17 protein-coding genes, 1 tRNA gene and 1 pseudogene are annotated in these 15,901 nt (G+C 66.7%); 3 read left to right on the top strand and 16 right to left on the bottom strand.

What is annotated here, in order from left to right:
- Nucleotides 1-219: 219 nt before the first annotated feature.
- The 13 genes from CJ177_RS29555 to CJ177_RS29495 all read right to left on the bottom strand — a co-directional run bounded on the left by CJ177_RS29555 (nt 220) and on the right by CJ177_RS29495 (nt 10,902).
- Nucleotides 220-693 carry a bifunctional nuclease family protein gene (locus CJ177_RS29555; RefSeq protein ID WP_005243119.1) on the bottom strand — a complete coding sequence of 158 codons (474 nt, stop codon included), beginning with the start codon at nt 691-693 and terminating at the stop codon, nt 220-222.
- Nucleotides 694-835: 142 nt separating this feature from the next.
- Entirely contained in the window at nt 836-1,576 is a 741-nt protein-coding gene (locus CJ177_RS29550; protein ID WP_005243120.1) for a MerR family transcriptional regulator, read from the bottom strand.
- Entirely contained in the window at nt 1,573-2,097 is a 525-nt protein-coding gene (locus CJ177_RS29545) for an FHA domain-containing protein (protein ID WP_206032940.1), read from the bottom strand. The genes CJ177_RS29550 and CJ177_RS29545 overlap by 4 nt, the downstream gene beginning before the upstream one ends.
- A 296-nt stretch (nt 2,098-2,393) precedes the next feature.
- Nucleotides 2,394-2,798 (bottom strand): glycine cleavage system protein GcvH, encoded by a 405-nt coding sequence (gene gcvH, locus CJ177_RS29540; RefSeq protein WP_005243124.1) that lies wholly within the window; start codon nt 2,796-2,798, stop codon nt 2,394-2,396.
- A gap of 42 nt (nt 2,799-2,840) precedes the next feature.
- Nucleotides 2,841-3,587 (bottom strand): DUF881 domain-containing protein, encoded by a 747-nt coding sequence (locus CJ177_RS29535; protein ID WP_005243126.1) that lies wholly within the window; start codon nt 3,585-3,587, stop codon nt 2,841-2,843.
- 7 nt (nt 3,588-3,594) lie between these two features.
- Complete coding sequence (locus CJ177_RS29530) at nt 3,595-3,957, bottom strand: small basic family protein (protein ID WP_037179674.1); 363 nt, start codon at nt 3,955-3,957, stop codon at nt 3,595-3,597.
- Between the two features lie 32 nt (nt 3,958-3,989).
- Nucleotides 3,990-4,853 carry a DUF881 domain-containing protein gene (locus tag CJ177_RS29525; RefSeq protein WP_005243130.1) on the bottom strand — a complete coding sequence of 288 codons (864 nt, stop codon included), beginning with the start codon at nt 4,851-4,853 and terminating at the stop codon, nt 3,990-3,992.
- Nucleotides 4,853-5,476: a CDP-alcohol phosphatidyltransferase family protein gene (locus CJ177_RS29520; RefSeq protein WP_025432827.1), complete on the bottom strand. Its 624-nt coding sequence runs from the start codon at nt 5,474-5,476 to the stop codon at nt 4,853-4,855. The genes CJ177_RS29525 and CJ177_RS29520 overlap by 1 nt, the downstream gene beginning before the upstream one ends.
- Nucleotides 5,477-5,590: 114 nt before the next feature.
- Complete coding sequence (locus tag CJ177_RS29515; RefSeq protein ID WP_005243134.1) at nt 5,591-6,649, bottom strand: SMP-30/gluconolactonase/LRE family protein; 1,059 nt, start codon at nt 6,647-6,649, stop codon at nt 5,591-5,593.
- 42 nt (nt 6,650-6,691) lie between these two features.
- Complete coding sequence (locus tag CJ177_RS29510) at nt 6,692-7,309, bottom strand: CoA pyrophosphatase (RefSeq protein ID WP_025432828.1); 618 nt, start codon at nt 7,307-7,309, stop codon at nt 6,692-6,694.
- Between the two features lie 72 nt (nt 7,310-7,381).
- Nucleotides 7,382-8,902: a long-chain fatty acid--CoA ligase gene (locus tag CJ177_RS29505; protein ID WP_005243139.1), complete on the bottom strand. Its 1,521-nt coding sequence runs from the start codon at nt 8,900-8,902 to the stop codon at nt 7,382-7,384.
- A 34-nt stretch (nt 8,903-8,936) separates the two neighbouring features.
- Nucleotides 8,937-10,058, bottom strand: a complete 1,122-nt coding sequence (locus tag CJ177_RS29500) for a DUF5938 domain-containing protein (RefSeq protein WP_095869257.1) — start codon at nt 10,056-10,058, stop codon at nt 8,937-8,939.
- A gap of 40 nt (nt 10,059-10,098) precedes the next feature.
- Complete coding sequence (locus tag CJ177_RS29495) at nt 10,099-10,902, bottom strand: SDR family NAD(P)-dependent oxidoreductase (protein WP_005243144.1); 804 nt, start codon at nt 10,900-10,902, stop codon at nt 10,099-10,101.
- Nucleotides 10,903-11,111: 209 nt separating this feature from the next.
- On the opposite strand from CJ177_RS29495, the gene CJ177_RS29490 reads away from it, so the two are divergent.
- Nucleotides 11,112-11,747 (top strand): TetR/AcrR family transcriptional regulator, encoded by a 636-nt coding sequence (locus CJ177_RS29490; RefSeq protein ID WP_005243146.1) that lies wholly within the window; start codon nt 11,112-11,114, stop codon nt 11,745-11,747.
- Between the two features lie 6 nt (nt 11,748-11,753).
- Here the strand turns inward: CJ177_RS29490 and CJ177_RS29485 are convergent, their stop codons facing one another.
- The gene (locus tag CJ177_RS29485) at nt 11,754-12,194 is read right to left on the bottom strand and encodes an SRPBCC family protein (protein WP_095869256.1); all 441 of its coding nucleotides are present in this window, start codon (nt 12,192-12,194) and stop codon (nt 11,754-11,756) included.
- Between the two features lie 146 nt (nt 12,195-12,340).
- Here CJ177_RS29485 and CJ177_RS29480 point away from each other — a divergent pair.
- A pseudogene (locus CJ177_RS29480) lies at nt 12,341-13,609 on the top strand (MFS transporter); the annotation flags it as partial.
- Nucleotides 13,610-13,827: 218 nt separating this feature from the next.
- Here the strand turns inward: CJ177_RS29480 and CJ177_RS29475 are convergent.
- Entirely contained in the window at nt 13,828-14,706 is an 879-nt protein-coding gene (locus CJ177_RS29475; RefSeq protein WP_095869255.1) for a sigma-70 family RNA polymerase sigma factor, read from the bottom strand.
- Between the two features lie 149 nt (nt 14,707-14,855).
- On the opposite strand from CJ177_RS29475, the gene CJ177_RS29470 reads away from it, so the two are divergent.
- Nucleotides 14,856-15,650: a L,D-transpeptidase family protein gene (locus tag CJ177_RS29470; protein WP_005243155.1), complete on the top strand. Its 795-nt coding sequence runs from the start codon at nt 14,856-14,858 to the stop codon at nt 15,648-15,650.
- A gap of 93 nt (nt 15,651-15,743) precedes the next feature.
- Here the strand turns inward: CJ177_RS29470 and CJ177_RS29465 are convergent.
- Nucleotides 15,744-15,820: transfer RNA gene (locus CJ177_RS29465), tRNA-Pro, on the bottom strand.
- Between the last annotated feature and the right edge of the window lie 81 nt (nt 15,821-15,901).

Raw genomic sequence — 15,901 nt, 5'->3', positions numbered from 1 at the left:
GTGTCCGCGGCACAGCCGCAGCACATCGAGCGGCGCAAGCGCCACCAGTGACATCGAGCAAGTCCGTACCCTGAACCTACTCAGCGTACGCCCGATACAATCTGCAGGGCAGAAAATCACTGCACCGAACGCTATGACTCCGAAGAGACGGGGTCAACGCAACGCGCCGCAAGAACCTCAACCGTTACTCCGCGCCCGAGGCTCTTCCGCAGGTGCAATTTAGCCGTCAGTGGCCTTGAAATCGTCCGGCGACACGGACTCGAGGAATTCTTTGAACTTCTCGACCTCGTCCTCACGCTCGTCGGGCATGACCAGACCGGCCTCCGTGAGTACCGCTTCCTCGGCGAAGATCGGCACCCCGATCCGCAGTGCGATGGCGATGGAGTCGGACGGGCGGGCCGAGACGCGGGTGTTCTGGTCGAACACGAGGTCGGCGTAGAACGTGCCCTCGCGCAGGTCCACGATGCGAACTTCCTTCAGGGTGCGACCGAAGGCTTCGATCAGGTTCTTGATCAGGTCGTGGGTCAACGGACGCGCCGGCTCGACACCCTGCTGTTCGAGTGCGATCGCGGTGGCCTCGGTCTGGCCGATCCAGATGGGCAAGTACCGCTCGCCATCGGTTTCACGCAACAGCAGAACAGGTTGATTTTGGGGCTGGTCGACACGAACTCCGATCACGTGCATTTCGCTCATCGCGTCTGCCTCCACCCTGCAATGGTCCGTCCGCGGCACACAATGCCGTACCAGGATTCTATTCGATTCGTGTCTGCTCTTCGACCGTACAGCCGTTCGAGCGCAGCGTCGTTGGGAAGTTGAAACGGTCGGCGAGCTCACCTCACCGATCGAGCGCACCCCGGACTGCCGACTTCACCAGGCAGGTGTGCAACGTCAGAGACAGGGCGGCCAGTTCGCGCACCATCTCCTCCGCGCGATCACGCGCGCCGGCGTCACGGCCCTTGGCGACGGGTCCGGCGATCTGCGCGACCAACCCGGCTTCGCGGTCGGCTGCCAGTTTGAACGCCCTCAGGTGCCGCACCTCGAGTCCGAATTCGGACATCGCCCTCGCGGTGCGCGCCAGTGTCACCGCGTCCTCGTCGAAGAACCCCGCCGGCCCGGGAACGACCAGACCTCCGCGGGTCAGTTCGCCGAGGAACTTCTCGTCGATTCCCGCCCGGGAGATCAGGTCGTCGCGACTGATCCGCACCTCGCGGTCGGTGAGGAACTCCTCCGGGGACACCTCGCCCGGGGCCACGGTGAGCGCACGCGGCCGGCGCGGCGAAGAATCGCCTGCGCCGACCGTGGCCACACCTCTGTCGATGGCCTCGAGCTGCTCCTTGATGACCTTCAGCGGCAGATACTGATCGCGCTGCGCAGTGAGAACGTAGCGCAGTCGTTCACAGTCGGCGATCGAGAATCGCCGATACCCCGAGGGTGTGCGCTGGGGGCTGATGAGACCCTCGGCTTCGAGGAATCGGATCTTCGAGATCGTCACATCAGGAAAATCGGGGCGCAGTCGATCCAGCACGGAGCCGATCGACATCCCTGATTGCGCCTGCTGCTGCCGCACCGCGGTCATTGGCTACCCGCACCAGCTGACGTCTCACCGATCTGCGAGCCACCGGCAGTGGTCCGGGGTCCGGTCAGGAAGACCAGTCGGAACTTGCCGATCTGGACCTCGTCACCGTTCGCCAGCACAGCCGAGTCGACCGGCTCGCGGTTGACGTAGGTGCCGTTGAGGCTGCCGACGTCGACCACCTGGAACTCGTCGTCCTCCTGGCGGAACTCCGCATGACGACGGCTGACGGTCACGTCGTCGAGGAAGATGTCGCTGTCGGGGTGTCGTCCCGCGGACGTCGTCGGCTGGTCGAGCAGGAAGCGCGACCCTGCGTTCGGTCCACGCTTGACGACGAGCAGAGCAGAGCCCGCGGGCAGTCCCTCCACACCCGACACCGGGGCTTCCGGAGCCTGGGTTGCCGAGGAGCTGTCGAGCTCATTGAGAAAGTCCGCGCGGAAGACCGACGTGGTTTCCGCCGGCGTCTCCCCATAGACCGCGTCGTTGCCGTTCTCGCTCACCGTTTCTCCTCCTAGTTCGATCATCCAGCAAGATTCGCTGGACTACGCAATGCCACTCGGTACTACATAATTCGGTTCCCGTGCACATTAACTTCTGTGCAAACTCCCACGATCACATTCAAACTACGGACCTGCGCCCCGACACGGCACATGCGTTCAACATCGACCGTACCCTGCGCACGCCGGTGCGTGTAGTGAGACAGGCCGCCAGCACATTACGAACCGGTATTCCGAGAGCGGATTTCTCCGGCAACCCCGTTTTCCGGGCTGTCGGCATCTTCCGAAACTATCCGATTACCGCTTCGCGTGTTGTCGGGAAATTATCCTGCCGTGATGTCTGCATAGCCGGCGGCGTCCAGCATTTCGGCCAGTGCCGCGTCGAGGGCTGCCTCGTCGTCGACGCCGAGGTCCACCAGCCACCCCTGCCCGTAGGGCGCGGAGTTCACGAGTTCCGGGTTGCCGTCCAGATCAGCGTTGGCGGCAACGACTTTCGCCGTCAGCGGGGCGAAGATGTCGGAGACGCTCTTGGTGGATTCCACCTCGCCGAACGATTCGCCCGCCGTCACGGCCTCGTCGACCGCCGGAAGCTGGACGAACACGACGTCGCCGAGCTGGGACTGCGCGAAATCGGTGATGCCGACGCGTACCGTCGTGGGCCCCGTCCGCTCGACCCACTCGTGTTCGGCGGTGTACCGACGATCGGCGGGGATTTCGAGCTCACTCACAGTGGCTTCCTTTCGATGGCAATCCGCGGGCGGATGCGAAGATCAATTTCCGGGCTGAGCGTATTGGCGAGGTTTCGCCTCTCGCAAGGCGGAGATCGTGACCTGCTGCGATTGTTCGATCGTCAGCTGTCCGCCGCTGCGCGCGACCGTGTCGACCACCCCGCCGGGAATGTTCAGGGCCGCCGCCAGAGTCGGCGGATCGCCGATGGCGACCACCCCGTAGGGGGCGTTCACCTTCCGGCCGTCCACCGACACACCGCCGGCCGAACCGGATACCCAGGAGTCGACGCCGATCCGGACGGGCGGACCGTCCGCCCCCTGGATCTGGACGGCTTCGGCACCCGCGGCACGCAATTCCTGCACGAGGTCGAGCAGAACCTCGGAGCCGACCCCCTTGTTGGGGTCGGTGATGCGCATCGTCACCCCGGGGCCGGTGGCGGGTGCGCTGCCGACCTGGATCGACAGCGCCGTCAAGCGGGCCTGCGCCTCGTCGAGCGCCGCCCCGGAGCTGCCGCTCTGTTGCAACGTTGCCAAGGTCTGTTCCAGCGATGCGATCTCCTGCCGCAGGGCCGCCTCCCGTTGGTTCAGCGTGTCCAGGACGACCAGCAGATCCGCCGGGCTCGCCGAGTCGAGAGTGTCGCCGGACCCGGTGTTCTTCACCTGCGTCACGATCGCGATTCCCAGCCCACCGAGCAGAAGCGCGGCGAGCAGCGCGAAGACGACGTGCGATCGCTGCGACGTCGCCGGTTCGTTCCCGTGCAGTTCGTGTCTGCCCTCGTGCCCGCTCACGTCGCGATCACGCCCCGAACAGACGTCGCCGGAGCGCGGCCGCGTTGCCGAAGATGCGGATACCCAGTACGACGACGATCGCGGTGGACAGCTGGGTTCCGACACCGAGTTGGTCACCGAGCCACACGATCAGGGCCGCCACCAGGACGTTGAACACGAACGAGACGACGAACACCTTCGAGTCGAAGATCTCGTCGAGGTACGCGCGCAGTCCGCCGAACACCGCGTCGAGCGCGGCGACGACGGCGATGGGCAGGTAGGGCTGCACGGCGTCGGGCACTTGCGGGCTGAACACCACGCCCAGCACGATGCCCACGATCAGGGCGAGCACCCCGTAGATCGCGGATCCGCCCTTCACTGCTGCCTTCATTCGTGTGACGCCTCCATTCGACTCCGCCGTTGTCATCGTGTTCCCACTTCCCGGGCTGCCCGCACTTCCCGCGCCGGGGCGGCAGGCAAGTGGAGATCGTCGGACTCCGCCACCGCGAAGCCGATGCCGTACAACTGCGCCACGCTGGACATCCTGAGATAGGCGTCGCTCACCACGAATCCGGTCTGCATCGGCCCCTGCGGGCCGATCGCCGAGACCACGTACGGCGAGAACACCGGCTGATTGTCCACGAGCATCGCGCCACCCGCCTGGCGGATCGTCACCGACGGGCCGATCCGCACGTCGCCGACCGCGATGGCCTCGGCGCCGCTCGCCCACAGCGAATTGACCACCGACTGGAGGTCGCGGTCGAGCACCACAGCCTTCCCCCCGACACTGCGCTGGGACGAGTCGGACAGGTTGGGCTTGGCCGCGGGGTCCGTCAACGTCACGGTCAGGCCGGGACCGTGCACAGCCTCGATTCCGGCATCTCCCTCGAGTCCGCGAAGCTGGTCGAGCAGTGCCGCACCCCGGGCGTCGCCGGCCAGCGCGGTGGCGCGCGCGTCGTCGGTCTGTGTCGACAGCGTGTCCCGGGTGGCGGCGAGGGCGCCCGCCCGATCCTCGGCGTCTTGCACCTTGCTCAGGAGTTCGGACCGCACCTGCTCGGTGCCGGGGATGCGTTCGGTGGCCTGCCGGTAGGCGACCGACAGCACAAGCCCCACGAGCAGCGCGCCGATCGCGATCCACACCTGCTGACCGACCCGCGTCTGTCGTGAATGTCCCTGCTCGCGATCCTCGGCCGCACCCTCGTACCCGGGGTCCAGATGATCGTTCATCAGAGACCGCAGCAGGGACGGGACCGGATTCCTGCGAATGCCGGAATCTGTCGGTTTCATCAATGGACCTCGCGTTCCTCGCCGCCCGGTCGTCGCACGGGAACGGTGCGCGCGACGGTCAGCGCGTTCACGGTGTAGAGCAGCCCGGTCCACACGTACAGCACCGTGCCCCAGATCAGGAGCGCAGCGCCGAGCGGCTGCGCCACGGTCGCGATGCTCCAGTCACCGTGCGCCGCGAGGGTCATCGGCAGCGCGAACATCAGCAGGAACGTGGCGCCCTTGCCGAGGTACATCACGTCGGGGGGTGGCAGACCGCGCCGTCGGTAGATCAACAGCGTGAGCGCGAGAACGACGTCGCGGCCGATCAGGACGGCCGCCACCCACCACGGGATGAATCCGCGCAGGACGAACGTCACCAGCGTCGTGACGACGTAGAGGCGATCGACGAAGGGGTCGAGCAGCGCGCCCAGCTTCGACGACTGGTCGAGGATCCGCGCCAGCTTGCCGTCGAGCCAGTCGGTGAAGCCGCTGATCATGAGGATCGCGAGCGCCCACCCGTCGGAGTGGGTGACGAGCAGAAGGTATACGAACAGCGGCACGCCGAGGAGTCGAACCACGCTCAGGAGGTTCGGGACGGTCACGATCCGGTCCGACCGCGCTGTGTCCCGGTCCACCGAATTCACCAAAATCTCCCCAGCGTCGAGTGCGGACCTGTCTTCGGGCGCTCGTCGCACCGCTCTCGCCACTCTTCCACAAGCGGGATCGTGTTCAGTCGATCGTCCGTCCGTCCGGCCGTGTCACTCGCCCGGCACGAGCCCAGGTCCGGGTGGGGCCGGTACGCGCGCGACGGCGTCCGAGGTCAGACTTCCCAGGTACAGCCACCCGTCGTGCTCCCGCACACCTGTGACGGGGGAATAGCTGCCCTTGCCTCCGCGCAGGCTGTGCACGATCTCGCCGCGGTGATCGAGGGCGATCACCCAGCCGGCGTGCTCCGGATTCGGTTGCACCGCCTCTGGCAGGTTCGCCGCGACGATGCGCAGCGTGGGGTAGGGCGCGAGCAGGTCGAGCAACCGCATCCGCGGACTGTAGAGCGCCACCCAGAACAGGCCGTCCCGTGTCTGGGACGTCATATTGTCCGGTATGCCGGGCAGATTCGCGGCCCATACCGACGTCCTGCCCTGCGACGGGCCGGTCAGGTCGACGCGGGAGACCTGATACGAGCCGGTCTCGGCGACGAGGACGAACGATTCGTCCGAGGCCAGTCCCACGCCGTTGGCGAACTGCAGTCCGTCGGCGAGGAGGTCGGTCTCCCCCGTCCGCGGGTCCAGACGCAGCAGTCGGCCGGTCCCGCGGTGCTCGAGAAGGTCGTAGCGGTGGTCGGCGATCGTGAAGTGCGCCGAGGAGTCGGTGAAGTACACGATGCCGTCCCGGCCGACCGCCGAGTTGTTGCACGCCATGAGCGGGCGCCCGGCCGCGGCGCCGGCGAGCACGTCGACGCGTCCCTTTTCGTCGACACGCAGCACACCGCGCTCGGCATCGCAGATCAGGAACCGGCCGTCGTCGAGTATCTCGACCCCGAGGGGCCGCCCGTGAGTGTTCGCGAGTTCGGTGGCGTGTCCGCGGCTGTCGAACCGCCAGATCCGGCCGTCGTTGCCTCCGGTGACCACCCGGCCGTCGTGATCGACTGCAACGTCCTCCGGGCCTTCCCCGGTGGGAAGCGTCCAGCGATGCGCGTCGTCGAGCATCCCGTTGGGCGCGAGCACTCCCGTCTGTGGTGGTGGCGGCGGGGCGTGCCAGACGACGGGGTCGACACCGGTGCGGTCGAGCTTGCGGGCGAGAGACTCGAAGAAGGTCACGAACTGTGAGATTAGTCGTGCCCGCCGGTCGATATGGTCTCGCTAACGCCAGGCGAAGACCGGCTGGTCGAAACCGTCGATCCGGGTGTGCCTGCCGTGCAGCGCGACCTCCCGGAACTGGTACACGACCGCGCCTGTCGGGGCGTGCACGAGGTGACGCCGGAACGGCCATTGGATCACCGGTTTCGACGATTCGGGGATCTCGACGAACCGCGGCTCCGCGTCGATCTCGGGAACGCCCACCGAGAACACTTCCGCCACTTCCTCCCGATTGGGGACGAGCGACGTGATCGGCTGGTCCGACCACACGACGAACGGTGTGATGACGTACCCGGAGCGGGTGACGTAGTCGTCGAGCCTGCCGAGCACCGCGGACGGCTCGACGTCGAGGCCGAGTTCCTCGTGCAGCTCACGCCGGGCGGCGTCCTCCCCGGTCTCCCCCGGATCCACTCCGCCGCCGGGCAACGCGAACTGCCCCGGATGCGCACGCATCTTGCTCGGGCGCATGGTCAGCGGAACTGCCTGACCGTCGGCGCCGTCGTTCATCACGGCGATCACGACCGCCGCGGACCGCCGATTCGTCGGGTCCACGATCCGTGGTTCGAAGCGTGCCAGCGCGTCGGCGAGCCGTTCCCTGCTCAGTGCGTGCCCATTCACCATCACCCGACAGTATCGCCAGTCGCGGCGAAACCCACGCTCCGATCCCCCGCGTTTCCAACCCCGCGCCGGCCGTCAGCCGAGCAGCTGCTGCCTGATCTCGTTCTTGAGGACCTTCCCCAGTTTGGAACGGGGCAGATCGGGCCAGACCAGGATGTCCTTCGGGGTCTTCACGCTGCCGATGCGCGCTTTCACGAACGCCGTGAGTGCGTCGGTCTCGATCGGTGTTCCGGCTCGGGACTGGACGACGGCGACGACACGTTCGCCCCATTTCTCGTCAGGGAGCCCGATCACCCCGCAGTCCTGGATTCCGGGGTACGCCATGAGCGCCTGTTCCACTTCGACGGAATAGACGTTGAATCCGCCGGTGATGATCATGTCCTTGGCCCGGTCGACGATGTACAGGAAGTTGTCGTCGTCGAGGTACCCGACGTCGCCCGTGTGATGCCAGCCGTGCGCCGACGCCTCCTGCGTAGCAACGGGATTCTTGTAGTACCCCGTCATGACGAGCGAACTGCGCACGACCACTTCGCCTCGCTCACCGGAAGGCAGCAGCGTCCCCTGCCCGTCCATGATCGCGACGGTGACCAGCGGGGAGGGCCTGCCCGCGGAGCTCAGCCGGGCGGTCGCGACCGAGCCGTCCGCACGGAAATGGTCTTTCGGCGCCATCGTCGCGATCATCATCGGCGCCTCGCTCTGCCCGAACAGCTGGGCCATCACCGGCCCGATGCGGGTCAGCGCTTCTTCGAGCCGGGTCGGCGAGATCGGCGCCGCGCCGTACCAGAAGCATTGCAGCGAACTCAGGTCCGTCGTCTCCAGGTCTGCGTGCTCCAGCAGCATGTAGATCAGGGTCGGCGGAAGGAAGGTGTGGGTGACCCGGTCCCGGTCGATGTGCGCGAGGAACTGCCCCAGGTCGGGCGCGGGCATGATGACCACCCGCCCGCCGAGGGTGAGGATCGGGAAACACAGGACACCGGCCGCGTGCGTCAACGGCGCGAGGGCGAGGTAGACCGGTCTGCCGTCGAACGGGTAGCTCATCAGGGTCAGCGCAGACATCGTCTCGATGTTCCGGCCGGTGAGCATCACCCCCTTCGGCTTCCCCGTCGTCCCGCCGGTGCCGACGATCAGCGCGAGGTCGTCGACGGGCTCGGCGTCGAGACGTTCGGTACCCAGCCAGTCGTCGAACGGGTGGGCGTACTCCTCGTCGCCGTCGAGACACACGAGGGTCGTCAGCAGCGGCAACTGCTGCCGGATCCGATCGACCAAGGGCGCGAACGCCTCCTGGAAGATCAGGCAGCGACAGTCGAAGAGGTCGAGCAGGTCCCGATTCTCCGCCGCCTCGTTCCGCGGGTTGATCGGGCACCACACCGCACCCGCCCGGCTGATCCCGAACACGCAGGAGAACGCCGTGGGGTCGTTGCCGGACAGGACGGCCACCTTGTCGCCCGCGGCGATCCCCGACCGTGCCAGCGCGGCCGCGACGCGCCGGCTCAGGTCCTGGACATCGGCGTACGTCAGTGTCCGGTCGCCCATCGTCAGGCACGGCGACGACGGTCCGAGCGAGGCACCCTTGTCGAGGTAGTCGGTCAATCGCATGGTGCGGTCCTCCTCGAAGTCGCGGCCGGGACGGTCAGCTCTGCACGGTGAGAACCGGCTCCATCACGAGACCGAAGCTGCGCAGGATTCCCAGGAGTTCGCGGTGCCCGAACGCCTGGCACGCCGACGCGAGACCGGTTCGCTTCGGGGGTTGCTGCAACAGGGAGTACGCGGCGTACGCCTGCAGGAGCCCCGTCTGCTTGTAGTTGCAGTTTCCGTGGATGACGCAGTGCGCCCGACCCAGCGGGCCCGACGCGTACACGGAGTCGAGCGACGTGTTGACGCGCGGGTTCTCCCTCGGCGGCATGCCCGCCTGCACGGAGCCGGCGATCTCCGCGAGCGCCGCGTCCTGCTCGTCCGCGGGAAGGGTCTTGATCTGCTCCTCGACCATCTTCTGCGTCGCGACGACACCCTCCATCACGGAACGGTCGAACACGCCGCCTGCTGCCTTTACGTTCGCGACCCGCGGATCGTCCTTGAACCACACGGGATGACAGGTGCCGCCCCACGGCAGCGCGAGGGCCATCTGGTGCTGTCCCGGCACCACGACCTCGAATGTGGTACCGGGGTCCCACTTCTCGTACCGGTTCTGTTCGAGGTAGTACCAGTCGGCCTTGAGGATCGTGAAGATCGTCTGCGTCGAGGCGTAGGTGGGAAAACCCTTCCACAACACCAGGATGTCGAGAGTGTCCAACCCCGGCGTCTCCAGCGCGATGTTCGCGGCGATCTCACCGGTGGTGTACATCTGCGCGACGCCCGGAGACAGCAGCAGCCCCTTCTCCGCGAACTTGTCGCCGAACTTCGCCTGCACGTCCAGAACCCAGTCCTGCTCACCGGTCGTGTCGGTGTAGTGACAACCCGCGGCGAGAGCCGCCTCGACGACGACGGCGCCGTGCTTGATGAACGGGCCGACCATATTGCTGACAACCCGTGCGCCGCTGAACAGTTCGGTCAGAGCCGGGACGGTGTGCTCCACCTCGACCACCTCGTGGTCGACGGTGTCCAGCCCGGGAATGCGGTCGAGCACTTCCTGGATCCGCTTCTTGTCCCGCCCCGCAGCGATGAACGGAATGTTGAACTCGCGCAGGTATTCACACACGAGCCGCCCGGTGTAACCGGAGACTCCGTAGACGATGACGGGCTTCTTGTCGGTCATGACGTGCCTTTCAGAATGGGAGAAAAGTCCGGGGGATCGGTTACATGCCCATGCCACCGTCGACCGGCAGGCCGATTCCGGTGACGAAACGAGCGGCGTCGGAGGCCAGGAAGACGACGGTGTCGGCGATGTCCGCGACCTCGCCGAGTCGCCCGAGCGGCGTCAGGCCGATCACGTCGGCGACCGCGGCGTCGGCGCTGGGCCACAGTCCGAGCCTCTCCATGTCGGCGGCCAGCCCGAGTCCCATCTCCGTGGCGACCAGCCCGGGGTACACGCAGTTCACGCGGACGCCGTACCCGAGCTTGCCTGCCTCCTGGGCCGCGACCCGGGTCAGCCGGTCGACAGCCGACTTGGTGGCGGAGTACCCGGCGATGCCCGGGAACGGGATCGTCGCGGCCACCGAGGAGACGTTGACGATCGCCCCGCCCGCCCCCGCCGCGCCTCCGGGACGCATGGCGCGCAGACCGTGTTTCAGACCGAGCGCGACACCGAGAATGTTGACGTCGCACATCCGGCGGATGTCGGCGGGATCGATGTCGACCACGAGTGACGAGATCTCGATGCCCGCGTTGTTGACGAGGAGGTCGAATCCGCCGAGTTGCTCCACCGTGGCAGCGACGGCGCGCTCCCAGTTGCCGTCGTCGGTGACGTCGAGTTTCACGAATCCGGTGGTGACACCAGACTTCCCGACGGAGTCGGCAGTCGCGCGCCCTTCCTCCTCGAGGACGTCGCCGATCACGACCGCCGCACCGGCGTCGGCGAGGGCGGCAGCCATACCGGCACCCAACCCCTTCGCACCACCGGTGACCAGCGCTTTCCGTCCTGCAAGATCACTCACGCTCATTCCGACCTGCCTTCGTACGAGACGATTCGCGGAAACCACGTCACGAGATCGAGTCCGCAATGTGGTGTGGATCACAGAGTATTCGACTTTGGACGACTGTCAAGAATTCTCTTGACGACTGTCAAGTTTTTGTTACACAGTCGTCAAGGAATGCGGGCTAGACTGATGCACACCGTGCTGGATCATGTGAGCCGAACAGGAAGAATGCCGTGACACCCGTCGCCGAGAAGAACGCCGACCGGGTCTCGCGCCGCCAGGTCGACAAGTTCGCCGAGCGCCGGGATCAGCTCGCCGAGGCCGCGTTGCAGACTCTCTCGGAACTCGGCTACGCCCGCACCAGCCTCCGGGAGATCGCCCAGAACTCCGAGTTCTCCCACGGCGTCCTGCACTACTACTTCAGCGACAAGGTCGATCTGATCACGCACTGCGTGCGGCACTACAAGGCCCGGTGCGTCACGCGATACGACGGCGTGGTCGCCACAGCGCAGACTCCCGAGGAGTTGAAGGCGGGATTCGGCCGGGTGCTGGTGGATTCGCTCCGCGACGAGGCCACCATGCATCGCCTCTGGTACGACCTCCGCTCGCAGTCGCTGTTCGAGGAGTCGTTCCGAGCAGACGTCGCCGCGATCGACAAGAGTCTCGAAAACATGATCTGGCGCATCGTGTCCCGGTACGCGGAATTGGCGGGGCGCACGATCACCATCGCCCCGGCCACCATGTACGCGGTCTTCGACGGACTGTTCCAGCAGAGCCTCGCACGGTATCTGTCGGGCGACGACACCGCGGCGGACAGCCTCGCGGACAACGTCGATCAGGTGCTGGCGCTCGTCATTCCGGCACCGTAGGGCCGGTCACTTCTCCGCGGCGGCCTTGATCCGCTGCGCGAAATCGGGTGCGTCCTTCCGGGCCGCCCGAAGGGCGAGAGGTGCGATCAGCTTTCCGATTCCGTGACCCTCCAGCACGTTGAAGATCGTCACCTTGGTGCCTGCACCCGAGGGTTCGAGGTCGTAACCACCGTCTTTCGCGGTGATGGAATTCTTCGAACGCTCCGCCCAGCGAATCTTCCGTGGCACCTCGAATTCGGTGATCTCGAACTCCCGTTTCGTGGTCATCCCGGCGTCCTTGACGGTACTGACGAAGATGGTGCCGACGCCCGGCGGACCGTCCGTCTTCTTCACGATCTCCTGCACCCGGGGACTGAAGTCCCGGTCGTTGACCCCGGCGGCGAGGTACTCGAACACTTCCTCGATGGGGCGATTGACCACAACAGTGCCTTCGAACCGTCCAGCCATGCCAGCCTCCCGTTTCCGTGACCTGCCGGGTTCCGACAGTACTCGCGACGCAGTCGCGGCGCGGTCACATCGCCACCGGGCCGACGGTCATAGAAGTGACGGCGCGCAACGCGGCGTCTCCCCGCAAGGACCAGGAAGGCTTCGACATGGACATCTCGGTCAGCGACACCTCCCGGGCCGGGCGATCGACCCCGGCACGCCCGTTTCTCTCCACCGCCCGCGGCACACTCACGCTGACGCTGTTGTGCGCCGTGGCATTTCTCGACTTCGTCGACGCATCCATCGTCAACATCGCCCTGCCCGACATGCGCAGCGACCTGGACATCTCGGTTCAGGAACTGCAATGGGTACCGAGCGCGTACCTCCTCACCTACGGCGGATTCATGCTGCTCGGCGGCCGCCTGGCCGACCTGCTCGGTCGCCGTCGCGTGCTCGTCACCGGCACCGTCGTGATCGGGTTGTCGTCGCTGATCGGCGGGTTCGCCGGAAGCGCGGAAGTCCTGATCGGGGCGCGACTCGCGCAGGGTGTCGGTGCGGCACTGATGCTTCCGGCCGCGCTGTCGATTCTGACGACGACGTTCGAGGAGGGCCCCGAGCGGCATACCGCGCTCGGCGTCTGGGCCGGGGTGGGCGGTCTCGCTTCCGCCGTCGGTGTTTTTCTCGGCGGCGTGCTCACCGAGGGGCCGGGCTGGCGATGGGTGCTGTTCGTCAACCCGGTCGCGTGCGCGCTCGTGCTTCCGGCGGTCTTCGCGCTCATTCCCGGCGACCGGCGCCGCGCCCGGTTCGCGAACTTCGACGTCGCGGGCAGTGTGCTCGGCACCGGCGGGATGCTGTTGCTCGTCTACGCCCTGGTGACGGCACCCGACCAGGGCTGGGGCAGCGCCCGCACGATCGCCGGGTTCGCCGGTGCATTCGTGCTGATCGTGGCGTTCGTGATCAACGAGCAGCGCAGCCCGCACCCCCTGCTGCCGCTGTCGATCTTCCGCGTCAAGGGTCTGGCAGCCGCGAATGTCACGGGGCTGATCGCCTTTGCGGGTCTCATCGCGATGTTCTTCTTCCTGACTCTCTACATGCAGACCGTTCTCGGCTACTCCCCCATCCAGACCGGTGCGGCCTACCTCCCGCTCTGCCTGGGCGTCGGTGTCGCCGCCGGGATTTCGTCCCAGGTGCTCACCCGGACCGGAACCCGTCCCGTCGTCGTCGCGGGAGCGCTGGTGGCCTCGGCCGGCCTCTACCTGCTGTCCCGGATCCCCGTCGACGGCTCCTATCTCAGCGATCTGCTGCCCGGACTGATGATCGTGTCGTTCGGTCTCGGCGCCGTCTTCGTCGGCGTCACGACCGCAGCCAACGCCGGTGTGCCTGCCGGCGAGGCAGGGCTCGCGGCAGCGTTGCTGAACGCCTCACAGCAAGTCGGCAGCGCACTCGGTCTCGCGATCTTCGCCGCGATCGCCACGTCACATTCACAGCATCTGCTCGCAGCGAATTCGCCTGTGCCCGAGGCACTCACCCTCGGCTTCCAGCGGGCGCTGCTGACCGGCAGCATCTTCCTCGTCGCCGCGGCCCTGATCGGCCTGCGCACCGGCAACGCACACGGAGACGCCGAGCACCGCACGAACTGACCCCGGTGGGCTCGTCAGTCGAGGTTCTCGACGACGAGCCCGGCGAGGCGCTCGCGGTCGGCGAGGATGTCGATCTCGACGATCTTCCCGCGCCGGATCGTGACGCCCATGACCGACAGCAGCTGCCCGTCGGAGATCGCGACCACTCCGGCGGCACCGTTGACGAGCGCCGGATGCGCGAACCGAGCCAGCCGGGCGAACCCGAGGACCCGGCCCGCGACCGTCTCCGAGCCGCGCACCATCGTGGAGGCTCCCGTCGGCAACGCTCCGGTATCGGCGCGGAGCACGACATCCGGATCGAGCACGGCCACGAGCGCGTCGAAGTCGCCGCTCCTCGCGGCCGCCAGGAACGCGTCGACGACCGCACGCTGGCGGACCGGATCGGTGTCGGGAACGGGGGCTCCCTGCAGACGCCGGCGTGCGCGGCTGGCCAGTTGCCGGGCGGCCGCCGGGGTTCGCTCCACGATCGGAGCGATGTCCTCGAAGGGCACCGCGAACATGTCGTGCAGCACGAATGCCAGTCGCTCCGCAGGAGTGAGCGTGCCGAGGACCACGAGCAGCGCGAGACCGACCGAATCGGCGAGCACCGCCTCATGTTCGGGGTCACTGCTGTCCGCCCGGGTCACGATCGGGTCGGGCACTGCCGCATCCAGGGGATCTTCCCGCCGTGACCTGCGGGACTGCAGCATGTTCAGGCACACCCGTGCCACTACCGTCGTCAGCCAGCCGCCCAGGTTCTCGACGGTGCCGGCGTCGGTGCGGCTCAGTCGCAGCCAGGATTCCTGCACGGCGTCCTCGGCCTCGCCGATCGAGCCGAGCATCCGGTAGGCCACCGCCCGCAGGTGTGTGCGATGCGCCTCGAACTGCTGCGCCAGCATGTCGTTGTCGTTCATCGGTCACGTCCTTCCGTCGCGGTCTGTCAACTGTGTGACCGGCGAAACGCGGCCGATGTGACGGCGGATGCCTCGTCCGTGGCCCGTGATGCGCGTAATGCATCCAGTTTCCCTGGTTCCGCTGTCCGATATCGCCGTGGTTAACTGAAATGACGCTCACAGTCTCTGAAGGGCTGGACGGCATGTGGAAAGCACAGCAGGTCGGACGTCTGTTTCTCGTCTCGGTGCTCGCGGCTCTGGCCGTGTGCGGAGTGAGCGCCACCGCGTCGGCGCATTCCCCGGCAGTCACCGGGAAGGTCGTGGCGCCGACACTCTCCCCCGCGAGCGGGCAGGTCGTCGGCATCGCGCATCCTGTCGTCGTCCGGTTCGCGTCACCGGTGTCCGATCGCGCGCTCGCCGAGCGTGGTGTCCAGATCACCCCCTCGAAACCCGTGCCCGGCCAGTTCTCCTGGATCGACGACCGCACCGTGCAGTGGACCCCGGACCACTTCTGGCCGGCCGACACCCGGGTGACCGTCGAGGCGGCGGGCGCGAGGTCGCAGTTCCAGGTGGGTGACGCACTCGTCGCCGTCGCGAACACGACGACCCACCAGTTCACCGTCAGCATCAACGACCAGGTCGTGCAGACCATGCCGGCGTCGATGGGCAAACCCGGATACGAGACACCGCTCGGGACGTTCCCCGTCATCGAGCAGTTCCGCGACATGATCATGGATTCGTCGACGTACGGCGTCCCGATCGATGACGAGGAGGGCTACCGTCTCTACGTCGAGTACGCCACCCGCATCACCTGGGGCGGGATCTTCGTGCACGCCGCACCGTGGTCGGTGAACTCGCAGGGCTTCGAGAACGTCAGCCACGGCTGCATCAATCTCAGCACCGAGAACGCACGGTGGTTCTACGACAACGCCAAGATCGGCGACCCGGTCATCGTCACGGATTGAGTCCCGCATGGTGTCGGAGACCCGGAATGCGCGGGGCCGGAGACACAGAAAAGGCGGTTTCCCGTTTCCGGGAAACCGCCTTCGCTGATCATCTGGTCGGGCTGACAGGATTTGAACCTGCGACCACTTGACCCCCAGTCAAGTGCGCTACCAAGCTGCGCCACAGCCCGTCCACACCCTCGTTCAGGTGCTCGATGAGATTACATCAGGGGCAGTCCGTAACGCTAATCGCCTGGTCAGAGCGCATTCTG

The sequence above is a fragment of the Rhodococcus sp. ACPA1 genome (assembly GCF_002300195.1).
Taxonomy (GTDB): Bacteria; Actinomycetota; Actinomycetes; order Mycobacteriales; family Mycobacteriaceae; genus Rhodococcus_F; species Rhodococcus_F opacus.
The sequence above is the reverse complement of the archived record's forward strand: the minus strand, read 5'-3'. Positions and strand labels throughout refer to the sequence as shown.

Bases quoted from the DNA above. Each gene is read 5' to 3' on its own strand.
- CJ177_RS29555 (WP_005243119.1), bottom strand. From the start codon at position 693: ATGAGCGAAATGCACGTGATCGGAGTTCGTGTCGACCAGCCCCAAAAT.
- CJ177_RS29550 (WP_005243120.1), bottom strand. From the start codon at position 1,576: ATGACCGCGGTGCGGCAGCAGCAGGCGCAATCAGGGATGTCGATCGGC.
- CJ177_RS29545 (WP_206032940.1), bottom strand. From the start codon at position 2,097: ATGATCGAACTAGGAGGAGAAACGGTGAGCGAGAACGGCAACGACGCG.
- CJ177_RS29530 (WP_037179674.1), bottom strand. From the start codon at position 3,957: ATGAAGGCAGCAGTGAAGGGCGGATCCGCGATCTACGGGGTGCTCGCC.
- CJ177_RS29525 (WP_005243130.1), bottom strand. From the start codon at position 4,853: ATGAAACCGACAGATTCCGGCATTCGCAGGAATCCGGTCCCGTCCCTG.
- CJ177_RS29510 (WP_025432828.1), bottom strand. From the start codon at position 7,309: ATGGTGAATGGGCACGCACTGAGCAGGGAACGGCTCGCCGACGCGCTG.
- CJ177_RS29505 (WP_005243139.1), bottom strand. From the start codon at position 8,902: ATGCGATTGACCGACTACCTCGACAAGGGTGCCTCGCTCGGACCGTCG.
- CJ177_RS29500 (WP_095869257.1), bottom strand. From the start codon at position 10,058: ATGACCGACAAGAAGCCCGTCATCGTCTACGGAGTCTCCGGTTACACC.
- CJ177_RS29495 (WP_005243144.1), bottom strand. From the start codon at position 10,902: ATGAGCGTGAGTGATCTTGCAGGACGGAAAGCGCTGGTCACCGGTGGT.
- CJ177_RS29485 (WP_095869256.1), bottom strand. From the start codon at position 12,194: ATGGCTGGACGGTTCGAAGGCACTGTTGTGGTCAATCGCCCCATCGAG.
- CJ177_RS29475 (WP_095869255.1), bottom strand. From the start codon at position 14,706: ATGAACGACAACGACATGCTGGCGCAGCAGTTCGAGGCGCATCGCACA.
- CJ177_RS29470 (WP_005243155.1), top strand. From the start codon at position 14,856: ATGACGCTCACAGTCTCTGAAGGGCTGGACGGCATGTGGAAAGCACAG.